Origin of the sequence: Stenotrophomonas sp. 2619, from assembly GCF_040548725.1 — a bacterium.
Lineage (GTDB): Bacteria > Pseudomonadota > Gammaproteobacteria > Xanthomonadales > Xanthomonadaceae > Stenotrophomonas > Stenotrophomonas maltophilia_AP.
Map to the genome: position 1 here is coordinate 225,406 of NZ_JBEPSF010000003.1, position 18,163 is coordinate 243,568.

The window sequence follows — 18,163 nt, forward strand, 5'->3', positions numbered from 1 at the left end:
AGGGCCGGGGATCCCGTAGAGCGGACCGTAGGTCCGCTGCCGTCTCGGCATGGCCCCCGGTCGTTCGCCACCCCGACATCCGCTACAGGCGTGCACGCCGTCGATCCGCTATCGTGTGAACCCTTTCGCCCTCGACCAAGCGCCGACGCATGCACGCTACTTCGATGATCGCTCGAAACAGGCAATGGCTGAGTGGCGTCGGACTGTGCGCTGCGCTTCTGCTCGCCGGTTGCGGCGACGAAAAGGCCCCAGCGAAGGACCTGGCCGCCGACATCGACGAGGTCGCAGCAACGCTCATCGAGCAGCCGTTGCTGCACTCAACCTCGATCGCGGTGGTGTACCGGGGCAAGGAGTTCATCCGGCATCGCGGCGACATGGACGCAGGGAAGCCAGGCCCTCCGACCGACGCGACCCTCTACGAAATCGGCTCGCTGAGCAAGACCCTGGCCGGCACCCTGATGGCCAACGCCGTCCTGGAGCACAAGGTGGGTCTGGACGACGACATTCGGATGTACCTGCAGGGGGACTACCCGAACCTGCAGTACAAGGGCGAGCCCCTGCGCGTTCGCAACCTGCTCTCACATACCAGTGGTCTGCCGAACATGCTGCCGGAGCGTGCGAACACGGTGCTCGCCGACTTCACCGATCACCGTACGCCGGGCGAACTCAACGCCGTGTACGCCGGTTACGGTCAGGCGGACTTCCTGAGGGATCTGCACAGCGTCCAGATCGGCAGGTTGCCTGGAAAGGAGTACGCCTACTCAAGCGCCGGAACGGAGCTGGTGGCGCATATCCTGGAAGTGGTCTACAAGCGCGACTACGAAACACTGCTGCGCGACTTCCTTGGCGACTCCGTCGGGATGACTGGGGCCAGAATCCGGCTGGGCGACGCCGAGGCCGCTCGCCTTGCGATTGGCTACCACAGCGACAATCCGGTGCCGACCACGCCGATGCCGCAGTTACCCTGGGGCGCTTCCGGGAACGTGAAGGCGACAACGTCGGACATGCTGAAGTACCTCACGTTCCAGCTGGCCGGTGGGCCGGTGGTGACGGAATCGCACCGCGCCCTGGTCACGTTCGATCCAGAGTTCAGCATCGGCTACTTCTGGAATATCGTCAGCAGCGACGCCGTGAAGGGCGTCTACTATGCGCACCATGGGGGCGTGCCAAGGTCGCAGTGCTACATCTACATCGTGCCCAAGTACGACCTTGGCATATTCGTCATCACCAACCAGAGCGGCGACGACACGGCACGCGCCATGGAGGCGGCGATCGATACCTTGGTCGAGAGGATCGCCGCGCGTGAGAAGGGCGCCGCCAAGACCTGAAGCGCCGGGCCGGCCGCGACCGGGTGTCCTCAGCCGGGCAGCTCGCACGTCATCCTGCCGTCCACGTAGTAGGGCTTGGGCACATTCGGGTTGTCGCTGGTCTTCTCGAAAACCACTTCAAACGAATCGGCGTCCGGCGTGCCCTTGCGGTCGGTGCAGGCGTCCTGCAGTTTCTTCTTCACCGCCGTGATCCCGGCATCGCGGTTTGCGCCGTCCGCACTGTTGGTCAGGTTGACGGTTTCAGCGGATGCCACGGCACTGAAACCCAACAGGCAGCCGGCAATCATCAATGAGTGCAGTTTGGTCATGGCGCTTTACCTGTTGGACGCGAAGGGTCTCCAGCATAGGGCGACGCGGTGAAGATGCCGTGGTCAGATGGCTCGGGTCCAGAGGACGCCGGGAGCAGGGCAGGCGGAAGCGCGTACTTCGCGCCAGGATGCCTGGATCGGTACAGGGGGCATCGGATTCGTCGTTGGCGGCATTCTCGCGGCATGCGTAGCCTTGCTGGAAGCCTCCCTTCAGGAGCCCGAACCGGTTACAGGTCTACAATGACCAGCGCCACGCTCCGGCGCTTGAAGGGACGTAACCCCACCGCATGGCACCCTCGATGAAAACACTGGCGTTGGTTGCATTGTCCGTCTCCCTCTGCATTCCCCTTGCCGGATGCATGGCTCCCTTCCGTGTCAAAGCGCGCGCCTACGCCACGGCCGACATGGCCTCGCCTGCGAAGCCCGATTCCCCGCAGGCGTCAGCGCCTCCGAAGTAATTGTGGAAGAGGCAGCCTCAGGCTGCTTCAGCGTCATTGCGCATCGATGTCGGTGACTCGGTCCGTTGCTTCCGGCGAGGGCAGCCGTCCAGGCGTCAGCACAGGCCTCGATACGGAATCACGCGTGATCAGCTGGTGCGCAAGAACCTGGTTGACCGTTACGCGTCCCGAGGAGTCCGTGCGGCGAATCTCCCGCAACAGGATGTCTACCGCACTGTCTGCCATCTCTGCCACCGGTTGATGGATGGTGGTCAGTTCCGGCCATACCATCGTGGCGGCGGAGGTGTCATCGAAGCCCACCACCGAAAGATCACCCGGCACCTCCAGGCCGCGACGATGCGCCACGGAAACAACCGCCGATGCCATGTCGTCGTTGCTGGCGAAGATCGCGCTGGCCGGCGGCTGCAGGCTCAGCAGCCGCTCGGCCGCGTCCAGTCCCGAACGGTAGGTGAAGAAGCCGGGCTGGACGAGCGCCGGGTCGTAACCGATGCCGGCATCCGCCAGCGCATCCCGGTAGCCCTGCCAGCGGTGTGCACTCGCGGTCTGGTTCGGATCTCCCTTGATGTACCCGATGCGGGTGTGTCCGTGGGCGATCAGGTGGGACACCATGTCGTGGCTTGCCTGGCGATCGTCAATGCGCACGCAGGAAATCCTGTCGTTCAACTGGCTGGACGCAATCGAAACCACGGCCACGCCGGCGGCGACGAACGGGTCGACGATCGCTTTGGATTCACACAGGGGCGGTGGAAGAATCACGCCCGCCACGCTGGTGGACAGTTGCCGGGCCGCCTCGCACCGTGCCTGGGTGCCTAGCTCGTCCCAGGTGGCGATCACCAACTGCGCCGCCGCCCGGGTGGACCCGCGTAGCGCACCCACCAGCAGCTCGCGCAGGTAGCTGGAACTGGGATTGGTGTAGATCAGCGCGATGCAGGTGTGGTGCGCTGCCGCCAGGGCGCTTGCGGCAAGGTTGGGCCGGTAGTCCAGTTCGCGCACGCTGCGCATGACCCGTTCCCGATTGGCGTCGCGCACGCTTGCATGGCCGTGGATGACGCGCGACACGGTCATCGCCGACACCCCGGCATGCGCCGCAACGTCGTCAATGGTGATGCCGCTCGCTTTGCGACGGGCCGCTTTCGGGCTGTTCTTCAAGGGCTCGGCTCCTTTGCTGCGCTGCATGATGACAAGCGTTATCCCGGGTGATTAGTCTGCGCCCGTGACGTGATGGTAGCGCTACCACTGTGCCGGGGTAAGGCCAGCGGGTACCCCCCCTTTACCACGCGGCTGTTCTGGCAAGCCTGCAAGCGAGTTGAGTCGCAGTGAGCGCACAGCGCGCTGCGATGTTCGGTGTGGAAGACGGGCATCGCCCGTACGTGCCCCCTGGAGGGGCGGTACATCCATTCGATCGTATGTCAGAGGGGAGAGTCATGAGCGCGTTTTCGATCCGTCATACCCCAGGCCGGAGGGCTCGTTCATGAGCCGTACGCTGGCGAAGTTCACATCCAGGGCCATGTTCACGTTCGTGGGCGGCGTCTTGGTCATCAATCCCGCATTCGCACAGGACGCGGCAGCGCCGGCACCGGTTGCCCAGCCGCAGACCCAGCCCAGCCCGACACAGCTGGACACCGTACAGGTCACCGGTATCCGCAACAGCCTCAGCCAGGCGATGGATATCAAGCGCGACTCGGCCGGTGTGGTGGACGCGATCAGTGCCGAGGACATCGGCAAGTTCCCCGACACCAATCTGGCCGAGTCCCTGCAGCGCATCACCGGCATCTCCATTGAACGTCGTGATGGTGAAGGTGCACAGGTAACCGCGCGTGGCTTTGGTCCCCAGTTCAACATGGTGACCCTCAACGGCCGCCAGATGCCGGGCGCGGATGCGTTCGGCGCGTCGGGCCAGGTGGCCATCGGCGGCGTGGACGGCGGCACCCGCGCCTTCAACTTCGCCCAGTTGGCGGCCGAAGCCATCAATGGCATCGAGGTCTACAAGACCAGCCAGGCCAACGTGCCCAGCGGAGGGATCGGCGCCACCATCAACATCCTGACCGCGCGCCCGTTCGACCATGAGGGCACCGTCGCCAGTGTCGGCGCCAAAGCCGTTTACGACCAGAGCCAACCGTTCGCCGACGACCTGACGCCGGAGCTGTCCGGCATCTTCAGCTACAGCAATCCGGACAAGACGTTCGGCGTCGGCGTCAGTGCCAGCTACCAGAAGCGCAAGGGTGGCTCGGTGCAGGCCACCAACAACTACTGGAACATCCAGCCGTGGACCGGCACCATGCCCGGCAACCCGACCGTGGTCAATGCACCGGCGGTGGGCGCGCTGTACGGTCGCCCGAACGACCTTCGCTACGCGTTCTCCGAGTTCGAGCGTGAGCGCGTCAATGGCCAGGCGGTACTGCAGTTCGCCCCGACCGACGCGGTGACCCTGACCCTGGATTACACCTATTCGACCAACGAGATCACCGAGAATCGTGGCGAGCAGGGCATGTGGCTGCAGAACAGCAACTACACCGATGTAACCTTCGACACCAGCGGTGCGGTCGCTACGCCGATCTACATCCGTGAGATCGCGGGGACCAAGGATTTCGGGCTTGAACAACAGCGCAGCATGCAGAAGTACAAGCTGGGATCGCTCGGTTTCAATGCACTGTGGAACGTCACCGACCGGTTCAAGCTGACCTTCGACGCGCACAATTCGAAGAACGAAAGCCGGCCGAACGATCCGCTCACCGGGGGCGGCTCCATCTTCAGCAGCATCGCCGGCACCAACAACTGCACCACCGGACCGCATTGCGGTGGGTCATGGGTGCAGGAAATGAACTTCAACAACGGCCTGCCGGTGGGCACCCAGGTCTGGTACCCAAGCACGGCCGATGCCATCGCCAAGACCAACGGCGTGGTCAACCCGGGCTTCGTGCCGGGCGAGATTGGTTCGCAGGTACTGCGCATCAATTCGCAGAGCCAGATCAGCGAGATCAAGCAGGGTCGCGTCGACGGTGAGTGGAGCTTCGACAAGGGTCGCTTCCAGTTCGGCGTGGACTCGAGCAAGCAGACCACCCACCGCATCCAGGCAGCGGAGAATTACAACACCCTGGGTGACTGGGGCGTGGCCAACGTAGACGGGGATGTTGCCAACGGGCTGATGGACCTGCTGCAACCGGTCAACATCGTGGGGCTGTTCAACGACTTCAACGCCAACAGCTTCACGGCCTGGCGCGGCGATGCCGGGCGCCTGGCGCAGTGGGCGGCGGACAACTATGGTGCCAACCTCGGCGTGAGCCCGCAGCGTGCCGCCGATAACCTGGTGGAGGAGAAGACCAAATCGGCCTATTTCCAGGTCGAACTGGACGGCGAGCTGGGCGGCCGACGCACCAATACCCGTCTGGGCGTGCGCTATGAAACCACCGATGTGGTGTCCACGTCGGTCATCGCCATTCCGGAATCCATCGAATGGCAGTCCAACAACGACTTCCGCGTGGTGTTGTCCGACGAGCAACAGCCGTTCACCGAGAGGAACAGCTACAGCTACATCCTGCCCAACCTCGATTTCAGCATCGACCTCATGGACGACCTGAAGGGGCGCGTCTCGTTCGGCAAGAGCATCGCGCGTGCGCCGATCGGCAACCTCTACGCCGGCCCGACCGCACAGCAACCGTTTGGCTCGGTGCTGATCGATCCGTCTTCGCGGGCCAGCGGCACCGCGCAGAACCCGCAGCTCAAGCCGCTGGAGTCGGACAACCTTGACCTGGCACTGGAGTGGTACTTCGCTGACGCCAGCTACCTGTCGGTGACGTACTGGAACAAGTCGGTCGACAATTTCATCGGCAACACCATCGTCCAGGAAAACCTGTACGGCCTGCGGGATCCCACCGCCGGTCCGGATGCGCAGGCCGCCCTGGCCTTCCTCAACAGCGGCGCCTGCATCACCCAGGTGGGCGCCCCCAATGCGGCGGCGTGCTCGGCCAATGACACCGCGCTGTTCACCGCGCTGGCGCTGCTGCGCAACAACCCGGCCGGGTTGGGCGCCTACAACGGTACCGACGCGCAGGTGCTGGCCACCGAAGCGGCCTACGACCTGTACGGCACCGCGGCCGACCCGCTGTACCAGTTCAACGTCAACCGCCCCATCAACCAAAACAAGGCCAAGCTGCATGGCTGGGAGATCGGCGGGCAGTACTTCTTCGGCGACACCGGCTTTGGCGTGCTGGCCAACTACACCATCGTCAACGGCGACGTCGGCTACGACAATGCGGGCGACCCGGGCATCGACCAGTTCTCGCTGACGGGCTTGAGCGACACGGCCAATGCGATGCTAATGTACGAAAAGTACGGCTGGTCGGTCCGCCTGGCATGGAACTGGCGCGACGAGTACCTGATTCTGGCCAACCAGGGGGCCAGCCGGAATCCGTACTACGTGGAAGCGTACGAACAGTGGGATCTCAGCGTGAACTACACCCTGGATGATCACTGGTCGTTCGGCCTGGAGGCGATCAATCTGACCGGTGAAGACGTCCGCTGGCGTTCACGCACCTCGCAGATGATCGTGAAGCTGGCCGACCAGAGTCCGCGCTACATGCTTGGCGTTCGTTACAGGTTCTGAAAGTGGGGTGCCGCTGCGTGCGCAGCGGCACCTGTTCACCGCTCCTGAGGAGATTGGACAGCACCATGCCGCGTTACGAAATGCTCAACAACATCGCCCATCGCGACCTGCGGGTAGCGACCGGATTCGGGCCCGAGTTCGGCGACGCGGTGGGCATGGTTCCGGCCTACCCGAGCGAGTTCGCCGAGCTGCAGCGCGAGTACCCCATCTTCCTTCGCAAGGACACCACGACAGGGGCGTGGCAGTCGGTCGTTCTGCTGGGGTTCGAGCAGCACGAGAACCTGTTTCTGCAGGACGGTCGCTGGAATGCGTCCTATCTGCCCGGGGCGGCGGCCAAGGGGCCGTTCCTCATCGGATTCCAGGAAAACCAGGTCGAAGGGACGTTCACCCAGGAAGCGGTGCTGCACGTGGACCTGGATCATCCGCGAGTGAATGCGATGCAGGGTGAGCCGGTGTTTCTGCCGCAGGGCGGCAACTCGCCCTACCTGGACCATATCGCCGGCGTACTGCGTGGCATACACGATGGGCATGCCTTCGGCGCGGACATGTACGCCATGCTCGATGCGAAAGGCTTGATCCAGCCCCTCAGCCTCGACGTGCAGATCGATCCGCAGCATCGGATCAGCGTCAATGGCCTGCACGCGGTCGACCGTGACCGCCTGGCCCAGTTGGACGGTCCCGCGCTGGCCGAACTCAACCGCGCCGGGTATCTGGAGGGTGCCTATCTGATGCTGGCGTCATTGCACAACATGCGACGCCTGATCGCCGAGAAGCAGCGACGTCTGCGCGTGCACGATACCGCCGTTGCGGCCGGGGGGCACTGACCCGTGCTCGACGGCGCCGCCATGCCGACACTGGAGGGCCTGGACCCGGCCGCACTGCCGATGGAGGCGTTGGTGGCCGCGGGGGTGCCGGTGGTGCTGCGGGGTATCGCGCGTGACTGGGGGGTGGTGCAGGCCGGGCTACGCTCCACGCACGAGGCGATGGACTATCTGCGCGGCTTCGATGTCGGCGCGCCCGTCCCGTATTCCTTCGGCGGCCCCGAGATCGACGGACGTCCGTTCTACAACGCCGATTTCACCCGGTTGAACGTGGAGGTCCGGCGTGGACGCCTGACGCAGGTGCTCGACGAGATTGCCACCACCTTCGACGACCCGAGGCCGCCCACCTATTACGTGGCATCGCTGCTGATCGATCAGGCGCTGCCCGGATTTACGCAGTCCAACGATGCCGGCCTGGCAGGGCAGGGCATCGAGGCGTCGGCCAGCATCTGGATCGGCAACCGGGTCACGGCCTCCTGCCACTTCGACACCCCGGAGAACCTGGCGTGCTGCGTCGTGGGCCGCCGCCGGTTCACCCTGTTTCCGCCAGAGCAGATCGACAACCTGTATCCGGGTCCGCTGGAACCCACGCCGGGCGGCCAGGTGGTCAGCGTGGTGGATATCGACCGCCCCGACTTCGCGCGCCATCCGCGGTTCCGTGACGCGCTCGCAAGCGCGCAGACGGCCGTGCTCGAGCCCGGCGATGCCATCTTCATTCCGAGCATGTGGTGGCACCACGTGCGCAGCCTGATGCCGTTCAACGTGCTGGTGAACTATTGGTGGCGCAGGTCGCCGCACTTCCTTCCCTCGCCGCTGCCGGCGCTCCAGCATGCGATGTGGGCCCTGCGCGATCTGCCGCCACGCGAGAAACAGGCATGGTCTGAGATCTTCGCCTACTACGTATTCGGGCCCGGCGAACGCGCCGGGGAGCATCTTCCGGACGTGGCCCGAGGGGAACTGGCGCCGTTCGACGAGACACAGGCGCGGCGCACCCGCGCCCAACTACTGGCGCGACTCAACCGCTGATGGGAGCATCGCATTGAACGTGGCTGACACTACACACGCGCGGGTCCGCAGGGTGGTCATCGCCGGCGGCGGTACGGCAGGCTGGCTGGCCGGCTGCGCGCTGTCGCACCAGTTCCGCGACCAGCTGGACATCACCCTGGTGGAGTCCGAGCAGATCGGCACGGTGGGCGTGGGCGAATCGACCGTACCGCCCATCCGGACCTTCCACCGTTTTCTGCAGATCGACGAGCAGGAGTTCCTGCGCGCCGTTGCCGGCACGTTCAAACTCTCGATCTCGTTCGAGAACTGGCGTCGCCCTGGCGATCGGTTCATCCACCCGTTCGGCACGATCGGGCAGGGCACCTGGGCCGCGCCGTTCCACCATTTCTGGCTGGACAGCCTGCGCCGCGGCATGCCGGCGGATCTGGGCGACTTCTGCCTGGAGAGCGTGGCCTCACGCGGCGACCAGTTCTCGCTGGAAACCCAGCCCCCGCTCAACTACGCCTATCACTTCGACGCCGGGCTGTATGCGAAATTCCTGCGGCACAAAGCCGAAGGGCATGGTCTGCGACGGGTGGAGGGAAAGATCCGCGAAGTCAGGCAGCATGCCCACGACGGCTCCGTCGCGTCACTGGTGCTGGAGGACGGGCAGGTCATCGAGGGCGACCTGTTCATCGACTGCACCGGGTTCCGCGGACTGTTGACCGAGCAGACTCTGCAGACCGGCTACGAGGACTGGCACGAATGGCTGCCCAGTGATCGCGCCGTTGCGGTGCAGACCGCGTCGGTGGCGCCACCCGTTCCGTATACCCGGGCGATTGCACATGAGGCAGGGTGGCGGTGGCATATCGCGCTCCAGCATCGGGTTGGATGCGGGCTGGTGTTCTCCAGCCGCCACATGTCCGACGACGAAGCCCAGGCCAAGCTGCTGCGCGACGTCGATGGCCCGCCCCTGCGCGACCCCTGGTTGGTGCCGTTCCGCAGCGGGCGTCGGTTGAAGGCCTGGAACAAGAATGTGGTGGCGCTCGGCCTTGCCAGTGGCTTCATCGAGCCACTGGAATCAACCAGCATCCACCTCACCATCAGTGCCGTGGTGCGCCTGATCCAGCTGTTCCCGTTCGACGGCATGAGCCCGGCACTGGTGGCGCTGTACAACGATGTCAGCCGGCAGGAGATGGAGCACGTGCGCGACTTCATCATCCTGCATTACCACGCCAACCAGCGCGACGAGCCGATGTGGAAGGCCTGTCGTGAGATGGCACTGCCCGAGTCGCTCGCGATCCGGCTGCGCGCCTGGCGCGAACGCGCACATGCCTGGCAGGACCCGGGCGAGCTGTTCCGCGTGGACTCCTGGACCAGCGTGCTGATGGGGCAGGGGATCCAGCCCGGGCCGCCGCACCCGCTGGCAGCGGCCCTCAGCGACGCGGACCTGCGCGTGCTGTTGGCGCGGATCCGCCAGCCGGTGCAGCAGGCGGTTGCAACGATGCCATCGCAGGGCGCCTTCATCGACCGCTACTGCAAGGCAGCGGCGGACGTATGGCCACGGCCCTCCGTCGTGGCGTAACAGAGCAGCATGCTGTGGCATGGAAATGGTAGCGCTACCTTCAAATATGGGCGAGGTGGAAGATGATGGATCTGGTGGCCGGAATCGACGCAGGTACGCAGAGTCTGAAGGTCGTGGTCTACGACCCGGCCGGGCGGCGTCTCATTGCCAGCACCAGCGCGCCCCTGGAGCTGACCTCCGACGCCGATGGCAGCCGTGAACAGCGCCCGGCCGATTGGATCGCCGCGCTCCAGACCTGTTTCCGCGCATTGGAGCCCAAGATCCGATCGCGTATCGCGGCACTGGCGGTCTCGGGCCAACAGCACGGCTTCGTACCGCTCGACGCGGCAGGGGAGGTGCTGGCACCGGCCAAGCTGTGGTGCGACACCAGTACCTCGGCCGAGTGCGTGCAGATCATGGACGCGGCAGGCGGAACCGCGCGAACCATCGCACTGGCGGGCAATCCGGTGCTTACCGGTTACACCGCGTCCAAACTGCCGTGGACGAAGGCCCACCGGCCCGAGGCCTACGCGCGCCTTGCCACCATCCTGCTGCCGCACGACTACCTCAATTTCGTGTTGACCGGCCAGCGCTTCTGCGAGTACGGGGATGCCTCGGGCACCGGCTGGCTGGACGTGCGGACCCGTACCTGGTCGGCCGAACTGCTGCGCGCCACCGATCCGGACCGCGACCTTGGCGCGTGTCTGCCGCGCATCGCCGCGCCCGGCGAGGTGTTCGACATCGACCCGACCACCGCGGCGGCGCTGGGCCTGCCGGCAACCGTGAAGGTGGCCGTCGGCGGGGGTGACAACATGATGGCGGCCATCGGCACCGGCTGCGTCGCGCCCGGTCGCCTGACGGTGAGCCTGGGCACCTCGGGCACCCTGTTCGCCTACTCCGACACCCCGGTGGTCGACCCGGACGGGGCGTGGGCGGCGTTCTGCTCGTCCACGGGCGGCTGGCTGCCGCTGATCTGCACGATGAACTGCACCGTGGTGACCGAACAGGTTGCCGACGCCTTCGGCTTCAGCACCCGCTACGGCGACGGCCACCTGCGCGCCACCGCGCCCGGCGCCGACGGCCTGGTGATGCTGCCGTTCCTCAACGGCGAGCGCACGCCCGACCTGCCGCTTGGCAAAGGGGTGATGGCGGGCCTGGACACGACCAACATGACCCCGGCGCACTTCTACCGCGCGGCCATGGAAGGGGCGACGTACACCCTGAAATATGGCTACGACGCCTTTGTCCGCGCCGGCATGCGGTTCGAACGCATCGTGCTGACCGGTGGCGGAAGCAACAGTGCGCAGTGGCGGCAGATGGTGGCCGATGTGTTCGGCCTGCCGGTGGACGTGCCGACCCAGCCGGAGGGCGCGGCCTTCGGCGCGGCCTTGCAGGCCCTGTGGGCGCTGGGCCAGGCGCGCGGTGACGCTGCCTCCATCGTCGATATCACCGACCGGCACGTTGCGGTCGACCCGCTGCAGTCTGCACAGCCCGATCCGGCGCGTGTGGCCGCCTATGCCGCGGCCTATGCGCGTTATCTCCGACATCTCGATGCCATCACGCCGTTGTATCGCGGCTGATGCCCCTTTCTCGCGACACCTCGCACAACGACAGGAAGACGCACCATGAGCAACCAGCCCTTCATCGGCGGCAAGGAATACTTCCCCGGCATCGGCCGCATCCCATTCGAAGGCCGGGACTCGGACAATCCGCTGGCCTTCAAGGTCTATGACGCGAAGAAGGTCATCGGGGGCAAAACCATGCAGGACCACCTGCGTTTTGCGGCCTGCTACTGGCACACGTTCTGCAACGCCGGCCATGATCCGTTTGGCCCGGGCACGCGCCACTTCCCGTGGGAGACCGGCGCGCCGATGGGCACCGCCGAGGCGAAGGTGGACGCGGCGTTCGAATTCTTCACCAAGCTAGGGGTGCCGTACTGGTGCTTCCACGATATCGACCTGGCGCCGGACGCCGAGGATGTCGGCGAGTACGAAAAGAACCTCAAGCACATGGTGGGCCTGGCCAAAGCGCGCCAGGACGCGACCGGCATGAAACTGCTGTGGGGCACGGCCAACCTGTTCTCGCACCCGCGCTACATGAATGGTGCGTCCACCAACCCCGATTTCGCCGTGGTCGCGCGGGCCGCCGTGCAGGTGAAGGCGGCGCTGGATGCCACGGTTGAACTGGGGGGCGAGCATTATGTGTTCTGGGGCGGCCGCGAAGGCTACGGCTCCCTGGCCAACACGCAGATGAAGCGCGAGGTCGACCACTTCGCGCGGTTCCTCACGATGGCGCGCGACTATGGCCGCAGCATCGGCCTGAAGGGCAACTTCCTGATCGAACCCAAGCCGATGGAGCCGATGAAGCACCAGTACGACTTCGACAGCGCCACCGTCGTCGGTTTCCTGAAGGAGCATGGGCTGGACAAGGACTTCAAGCTCAACATCGAAGCGAACCACGCCACGCTCTCCGGCCACACCTTCGAACACGACCTGCAGGTCGCTTCGGACCACGCCCTGCTGGGCAGCATCGACGCCAACCGCGGCAATGCCCAGAACGGCTGGGATACCGACCAGTTCCCGACCGACCTGTACGACACCGTCGGCGCGATGCTGGTGGTGCTGCGCCAGGGTGGGCTGGAGGGCGGCTTGAACTTCGACGCCAAGGTGCGTCGCGAATCCACGGATCTGGAGGACCTGTTCATTGCCCACATCGGTGGCATGGATGCGTTCGCCCGCGGGCTGGAAGTGGCGCACGCGCTGCTGAACGACTCGCCGCTGGAGCAGTGGCGCACGGCGCGGTATGCCAGCTTCGACAGTGGTGCCGGCGAGCAGTTCGCGCGCGGCGCGCTCAGCCTTGCCGACCTGGCCGCACTGGGTGCCAAGGGCGGTGAACCGCACCAGATCAGCGGCAAGCAGGAGCGCTACGAAAACCTGATCAACCAGTACCTGCTGCGCTGAGCGCGGCAGCTCGCATCGATGACCGGACCGGAGAAGGGCAGGGCAATGGACCAGGCAATGAACGGTGGCGAGAACACCCGCCTGATTGTGTTGATCAGCGTGGTGGCGACGATTGGCGGATTCCTGTTCGGGTTCGACAGCGGGGTGATCAACGGTACCCAGGACGGCCTGCACCAGGCATTCAGATCCAGCGAGTGGATGCAGGGGTTCGAGATCGCGTCGATGCTGTTGGGTTGCGCCGTGGGTGCCTTCAGCGCCGGTCGGCTGGCCGACCGGCTGGGACGCCGCAACGTGCTGATTGTCTCGGCGGTGTTGTTCCTGCTGTCGGCGATCGGCGCCGGTGCGGCGTCGTCGTCGGCCATGTTCATCGTGGCGCGGGTGATGGGCGGCTTTGCGGTGGGTGCAGCCAGCGTGATCTCGCCGGCCTACATCGCCGAAGTGGCACCGGCGCGTTACCGGGGCCGCCTGGCCACGGTCCAGCAGATCGCCATCATCAGCGGGCTCACCGTGGCCTTTCTGTCCAACTACCTGTTGGCGGCCACGGCCGGTGCCTCCACCGAAGCGCTGTGGGGCGGGTACGCGGCGTGGCGCTGGATGTTCTGGATGCAGGCGGTGCCTTCGCTGCTGTTCCTGGCGCTGTTGCTGACCATTCCGGAAAGCCCGCGGTACCTGGCGGTGAAGCGCCGCAAGGACGAGGCGCTGCAGGTGCTGACGCGGCTGTTCGGCGCTGCCGAGGCGCAGGCAAAACTCGCTGAGATCGACGCCTCGCTGTCAACCGACCATCACCGCCCGCGGCTGTCGGATCTCCGCAACACGGCCACCGGCCGGATCCGCCCGATTGTCTGGGTCGGCATCGGCCTGGCCACCTTCCAGCAGCTGGTCGGTATCAACGTGGTCTTCTACTACGGCGCCGTGCTCTGGCAGGCGGTCGGCTTCTCCGAGAGCGACGCACTGCTGATCAATGTGTTGTCCGGTGCGCTCAGCATCGGCGCCTGCATCGTCACCGTGCTGCTGATCGATCGCATCGGGCGCAAGCCGTTGCTCTGGGTGGGTTCGGCCGGCATGGCGGCGTCATTGGCGCTGCTGGTGGTGGCCTTCGCCAGTGGCTCCCTGGTCGATGCGCACCTGCAGCTGCCGCCGGGCATGGGCACGCTGGCGCTGGTAGCGGCCAATGCCTATGTCGTGTTCTTCAACATCTCCTGGGGCCCGGTGATGTGGGTGATGCTGGGCGAGATGTTCCCCAACCAGATTCGTGGCTCGGGGCTGGCCGTGGCGGGGGCGGCGCAATGGACCGCGAACTTCGCCGTCACGGTGACGTTCCCCATTCTGCTGGCGGCGACCGGCCTGGCAGCGACGTACAGCCTGTACCTGGTGGCAGCCATCATCTCGGTCTTCTTCGTGCTCCGGTACGTGCACGAAACCAAGGGCAAGGAACTGGAGCAGATGGAAGGATGAACGCGATGACGACGCAATGCTCTGCCCGCGCCTCGACGGGCCTGCTGCTGACCGCGCTGATGCTGGTACTGGCCGCCTGCGGGAAGGAGAACACGCCACCGGCAGCGGCGACGGCCGCGCCGGATCCCTGGCCGCAGGTCACCTGGCCGCTGCCCGAAGACACCGCCCTGGAAAAGCGCATCACCGAGCTGATGGCCAGCATGACGGTGGAGGAGAAGGTCGGCCAGCTGGTGCAGGGCGATATTGCCAGCATCACGCCGGATGACCTCCGCAAGTATCGGCTCGGCTCGATCCTGGCCGGCGGCAACTCGGACCCCGGCGGCCGTTACGATGCGTCGCCGGCCGAATGGCTGGCGCTGGCCGACGCGTTCTACGCGGCATCGATGGATACCTCGCATGGCGGCAAGGCGATTCCGGTGCTGTTCGGCATCGATGCCGTCCACGGGCAGAGCAACATCATTGGCGCGACCCTGTTCCCGCACAACATCGGTCTGGGCGCGACCCGCAACCCAGAGCTGCTGCGCAGGATCGGTGAGATCACCGCGCTGGAGACCCGTGCCACCGGGATGGAGTGGGCGTTCGCCCCGACCGTGGCCGTGCCGCAGGACGACCGCTGGGGGCGGACCTATGAGGGCTATTCCGAATCGCCCGAGGTGGTGGCCAGCTATGCCGGTGCGATGGTCGAGGGCCTGCAGGGCAAGGTGGGTACGCCTGCCTTCCTGGACGGTCGCCATGTGATCGCGTCGGTAAAGCACTTCCTCGGTGACGGCGGTACCGCCGATGGCAAGGACCAGGGCGATACCCGGATCAGCGAGGCCGAGCTGGTGCGCATTCACGCGGCCGGGTATCCGCCGGCGATAGCCGCAGGCGCGCAGACGGTCATGGCGTCGTTCAACAGCGTCAACGGCGAAAAGATGCACGGTCACAAGCCGTACCTGACCGATGCGTTGAAGGGCCGGATGCACTTCGGTGGCTTCGTGGTGGGCGACTGGAACGGCCATGGGCAGGTCAAAGGCTGCACCACCACCGATTGCCCGGCCACCCTCAATGCCGGCCTGGACATGGCCATGGCGTCGGACAGCTGGAGGGGCTTCTACGAGACCACGTTGGCTGCGGTGAAGGCGGGCATCATCCCCCCGCAACGCCTGGACGATGCAGTACGTCGGATCCTGCGGGTGAAAATGCGGCTGGGCTTGTTCGAGGCGGGCAAACCGTCGTCGCGCGCGGTCGGGGGCCAGTTCGCGCTCATCGGCGCCCCGGCGCATCGGGCGGTCGCACGGCAGGCGGTGCGTGAATCGCTGGTGCTGCTGAAGAACCAGGGCGGCGTGCTGCCCTTGTCGCCGAAGCAACGCATCCTGGTCGCCGGTGACGGGGCCAACGATGTGGGCAAGCAGGCGGGCGGGTGGACGCTGAACTGGCAGGGCACCGGGACGACCCGCAAGGATTTCCCGAACGCGGACACCATCTTCGAGGGCATTGCGCAACAGACCAAGGCCGCTGGCGGCCACGCCGAGCTTGCGGTGGATGGGAAGTACGCGACCAGGCCGGACGTTGCCGTGGTGGTGTTCGGGGAGCACCCCTATGCGGAGTTTCAGGGCGATCTGCCGACACTGGCCTACAAGCCAGGAGACGACGCCGATCTTGAACTGATCAAGCGACTGAAAGCCGAGGGCATTCCGGTGGTCGCGGTGTTCCTGAGTGGGCGTCCGCTGTGGGTGAACCGCGAGATCAATGCCGCCGACGCGTTCGTGGCGGCGTGGCTGCCCGGGTCGGAAGGCGCCGGCATCGCCGATGTGCTGCTGCGCGGGCCGGGTGGCGGCGTGCAGCACGACTTCAAGGGGACGCTGAGCTTCAGTTGGCCGCGCACGGCAACGCAGTACGCCAACAATGTCGGGCAGAAGGACTACAGCCCGCAGTTCGCCTTCGGCTTCGGCCTGACCTATGCCGACAACGGCGACCTGGCTGCCTTGCCGGAGGTTTCCGGCGTTACCGGCAACGAAGGCGCGGGCGGCGTGTTCTTCGCGCGCGGCGATGCCGGCGCCGGCATGGCCCTGCGGCTGGAGGGCAGCACGGGGCAGGGCGTAACCGTCACCAAGGTGCCGGAATCGCTCGAGGGGGGCCTGCTGCAGGTCACCGGCGTGGACCACCTCGCGCAGGAAGACGGTCGTCGCCTGGTGTGGACGGGCAAGGGGGAAGCGATTGCCGCGCTGCAGTCGCACACGGCGCTGGACCTGCAGCGCGAGAGCAACGGCGACCTGATGCTGCTGACCACGCTGCGGGTTGACACCGCACCGCGGGGAGAGGCGTGGTTGTCGGTAGGTTGCGGCCCGGGCTGCTCGGCACGTGTGGCGCTTGGACCGACGCTGGCGAAGCTGCCGGCGGGCCAATGGACCCGCGTGGGCGTGCCGTTGAAGTGCCTGGCAGCAGCGGGCGCGGAGGTCGGCAAGCTGGATCGCCCCTGGTCCATCGGGACTGCGGGCGCAATGACGCTCTCGGTGTCACGCGTCGCGCTGGGCGCCCTGAACGAGGCGGAGGCCACCATCGCATGCCCGGGCGCGTGACGATGCGTCGTGCGCCGTCAGCGCTTGGGCGGGCGCGCGACCGAGTCGCGCACCACCAGCCGGTGCGGCATGACGTGATCGGTCAACACGCGCGTGTCCTCGCCCTTGCGGCGGATGGTGCGCAACAGGATATCGATGGCGGCGTCGGCCATCGCGGCGATGGGTTGATGGATGGTGGTCAGCTCGGGCCAGACGGTGGTTGCCGCCGAGGTGTCATCGAAGCCCACCACCGACAGGTCGCGGGGCACGTCCAGGCCGCGCCGGTGCGCGACGGAGATCACCGCCGCGCCCATGTCGTCGTTGCTGGCGAAGATCGCGGTGGGCGGTCGGCGCTGGGCGAGCAGCTTCTCGGCGGCGGAAAGCCCCGAACGGTAGGTGTAATCGCCCTGTTGCACCAGGCCGGGTTCCACCTCCAGCCCGGCCTCGTGCAGGGCGGTAACGAAACCGTCGTAGCGCCGTGCACTGGCACTGAGGTCCTTGCGCCCGCAGATGAAACCGATGCGGCTGTGGCCGTGCTGGATGAGGTGTTCGGCCAGTTCCCTGCCGGCCTGGAAGTCGTCGATGCGCACGCAGGAAATGCCGTTGCCAAGGTGGCCCGGCGCGATCGCCACCACCTGGATGCCGGCCTTGACCAGCTCGGTCACCGCCGGCTGCGACTCGCACAGCGGGGGCGGCAGGATGACGCCATCCACACGGCCGGCCAAGGCACGCGCGGCCTTGCGCTCGGCGGCGGGCTCGAAATCCTCCCAGTAGTCGACCACCAGCTGGATGGCGGCATTGGACGCCACGCGCAGCAAACCGACCAGCAGTTCGCGCAGGTAAGCGCCGCTGGGATTGGTGTAGATCAGCGCAATGCGCGTGTGCTGTGCAGCGGCCAGCGAGCTGGCGGCCAGGTTGGGCGTGTAACCCAGTTCGCGCACCGCGCGCATCACGCGTTCGCGGGTGTCATCGCGCACCTTGCCCTGGTTGATCGCCCGCGAGACGGTCATCGGCGACACCCCGGCCAAGGCCGCCACCTCGTCGATCGTGACGCCGCTGGTTTTGCGACGGACCGATTTCTTCGGCTTGTCCAATACGCGCTCCCGTTTTTCGTTGCGACGCTGGCGCATCGAAGGCACGCC

The 18,163-nt window shown here is 66.1% G+C and carries 12 protein-coding genes; 9 read left to right on the plus strand and 3 right to left on the minus strand.

Features of this window, described 5'->3' with window-relative positions; translation table 11 throughout:
- Positions 1-164: 164 nt before the first annotated feature.
- Positions 165-1,328, plus strand: coding sequence for a serine hydrolase domain-containing protein (locus ABIA71_RS05330; RefSeq protein WP_354283721.1), 1,164 nt, complete (start codon positions 165-167; stop codon positions 1,326-1,328).
- A gap of 29 nt (positions 1,329-1,357) precedes the next feature.
- On the opposite strand, the gene ABIA71_RS05335 is transcribed toward ABIA71_RS05330, so the two are convergent.
- Both ABIA71_RS05335 and ABIA71_RS05340 read right to left on the minus strand, forming a co-directional pair.
- On the minus strand, positions 1,358-1,636 hold the full coding sequence (locus ABIA71_RS05335; RefSeq protein ID WP_354283723.1) for a hypothetical protein: 279 nt from the start codon (positions 1,634-1,636) through the stop codon (positions 1,358-1,360).
- Between the two features lie 491 nt (positions 1,637-2,127).
- Positions 2,128-3,243 carry a LacI family DNA-binding transcriptional regulator gene (locus ABIA71_RS05340; RefSeq protein ID WP_502961032.1) on the minus strand — a complete coding sequence of 372 codons (1,116 nt, stop codon included), beginning with the start codon at positions 3,241-3,243 and terminating at the stop codon, positions 2,128-2,130.
- Positions 3,244-3,565: 322 nt separating this feature from the next.
- Here ABIA71_RS05340 and ABIA71_RS05345 point away from each other — a divergent pair, with 322 nt between their 5' ends.
- From ABIA71_RS05345 to ABIA71_RS05380, 8 genes are all read left to right on the plus strand, one after another.
- Positions 3,566-6,697 (plus strand): TonB-dependent receptor, encoded by a 3,132-nt coding sequence (locus ABIA71_RS05345; protein ID WP_354283725.1) that lies wholly within the window; start codon positions 3,566-3,568, stop codon positions 6,695-6,697.
- A gap of 65 nt (positions 6,698-6,762) precedes the next feature.
- Complete coding sequence (locus ABIA71_RS05350; RefSeq protein WP_354283727.1) at positions 6,763-7,521, plus strand: SapC family protein; 759 nt, start codon at positions 6,763-6,765, stop codon at positions 7,519-7,521.
- 21 nt (positions 7,522-7,542) lie between these two features.
- Positions 7,543-8,544 (plus strand): cupin-like domain-containing protein, encoded by a 1,002-nt coding sequence (locus ABIA71_RS05355; protein ID WP_354283758.1) that lies wholly within the window; start codon positions 7,543-7,545, stop codon positions 8,542-8,544.
- 13 nt (positions 8,545-8,557) lie between these two features.
- Positions 8,558-10,087: a tryptophan halogenase family protein gene (locus ABIA71_RS05360; RefSeq protein WP_354283729.1), complete on the plus strand. Its 1,530-nt coding sequence runs from the start codon at positions 8,558-8,560 to the stop codon at positions 10,085-10,087.
- A gap of 65 nt (positions 10,088-10,152) precedes the next feature.
- On the plus strand, positions 10,153-11,646 hold the full coding sequence (gene xylB / locus ABIA71_RS05365) for a xylulokinase (RefSeq protein ID WP_354283731.1): 1,494 nt from the start codon (positions 10,153-10,155) through the stop codon (positions 11,644-11,646).
- Positions 11,647-11,691: 45 nt separating this feature from the next.
- Entirely contained in the window at positions 11,692-13,026 is a 1,335-nt protein-coding gene (xylA, locus tag ABIA71_RS05370; RefSeq protein WP_354283732.1) for a xylose isomerase, read from the plus strand.
- 45 nt (positions 13,027-13,071) lie between these two features.
- On the plus strand, positions 13,072-14,481 hold the full coding sequence (locus ABIA71_RS05375) for a sugar porter family MFS transporter (RefSeq protein ID WP_354283734.1): 1,410 nt from the start codon (positions 13,072-13,074) through the stop codon (positions 14,479-14,481).
- Positions 14,482-14,486: 5 nt separating this feature from the next.
- On the plus strand, positions 14,487-17,042 hold the full coding sequence (locus ABIA71_RS05380) for a glycoside hydrolase family 3 protein (protein ID WP_502961038.1): 2,556 nt from the start codon (positions 14,487-14,489) through the stop codon (positions 17,040-17,042).
- 17 nt (positions 17,043-17,059) lie between these two features.
- Here ABIA71_RS05380 and ABIA71_RS05385 read toward each other — a convergent pair whose 3' ends face one another.
- Complete coding sequence (locus tag ABIA71_RS05385; protein WP_354283760.1) at positions 17,060-18,115, minus strand: LacI family DNA-binding transcriptional regulator; 1,056 nt, start codon at positions 18,113-18,115, stop codon at positions 17,060-17,062.
- Positions 18,116-18,163 lie beyond the last annotated feature (48 nt).

Bases quoted from the DNA above. Each gene is read 5' to 3' on its own strand.
- ABIA71_RS05330 (WP_354283721.1), top strand. From the start codon at position 165: ATGATCGCTCGAAACAGGCAATGGCTGAGTGGCGTCGGACTGTGCGCT.
- ABIA71_RS05335 (WP_354283723.1), bottom strand. From the start codon at position 1,636: ATGACCAAACTGCACTCATTGATGATTGCCGGCTGCCTGTTGGGTTTC.
- ABIA71_RS05345 (WP_354283725.1), top strand. From the start codon at position 3,566: ATGAGCCGTACGCTGGCGAAGTTCACATCCAGGGCCATGTTCACGTTC.
- ABIA71_RS05350 (WP_354283727.1), top strand. From the start codon at position 6,763: ATGCCGCGTTACGAAATGCTCAACAACATCGCCCATCGCGACCTGCGG.
- ABIA71_RS05355 (WP_354283758.1), top strand. From the start codon at position 7,543: ATGCCGACACTGGAGGGCCTGGACCCGGCCGCACTGCCGATGGAGGCG.
- xylB (WP_354283731.1), top strand. From the start codon at position 10,153: ATGGATCTGGTGGCCGGAATCGACGCAGGTACGCAGAGTCTGAAGGTC.
- xylA (WP_354283732.1), top strand. From the start codon at position 11,692: ATGAGCAACCAGCCCTTCATCGGCGGCAAGGAATACTTCCCCGGCATC.
- ABIA71_RS05375 (WP_354283734.1), top strand. From the start codon at position 13,072: ATGGACCAGGCAATGAACGGTGGCGAGAACACCCGCCTGATTGTGTTG.
- ABIA71_RS05380 (WP_502961038.1), top strand. From the start codon at position 14,487: ATGACGACGCAATGCTCTGCCCGCGCCTCGACGGGCCTGCTGCTGACC.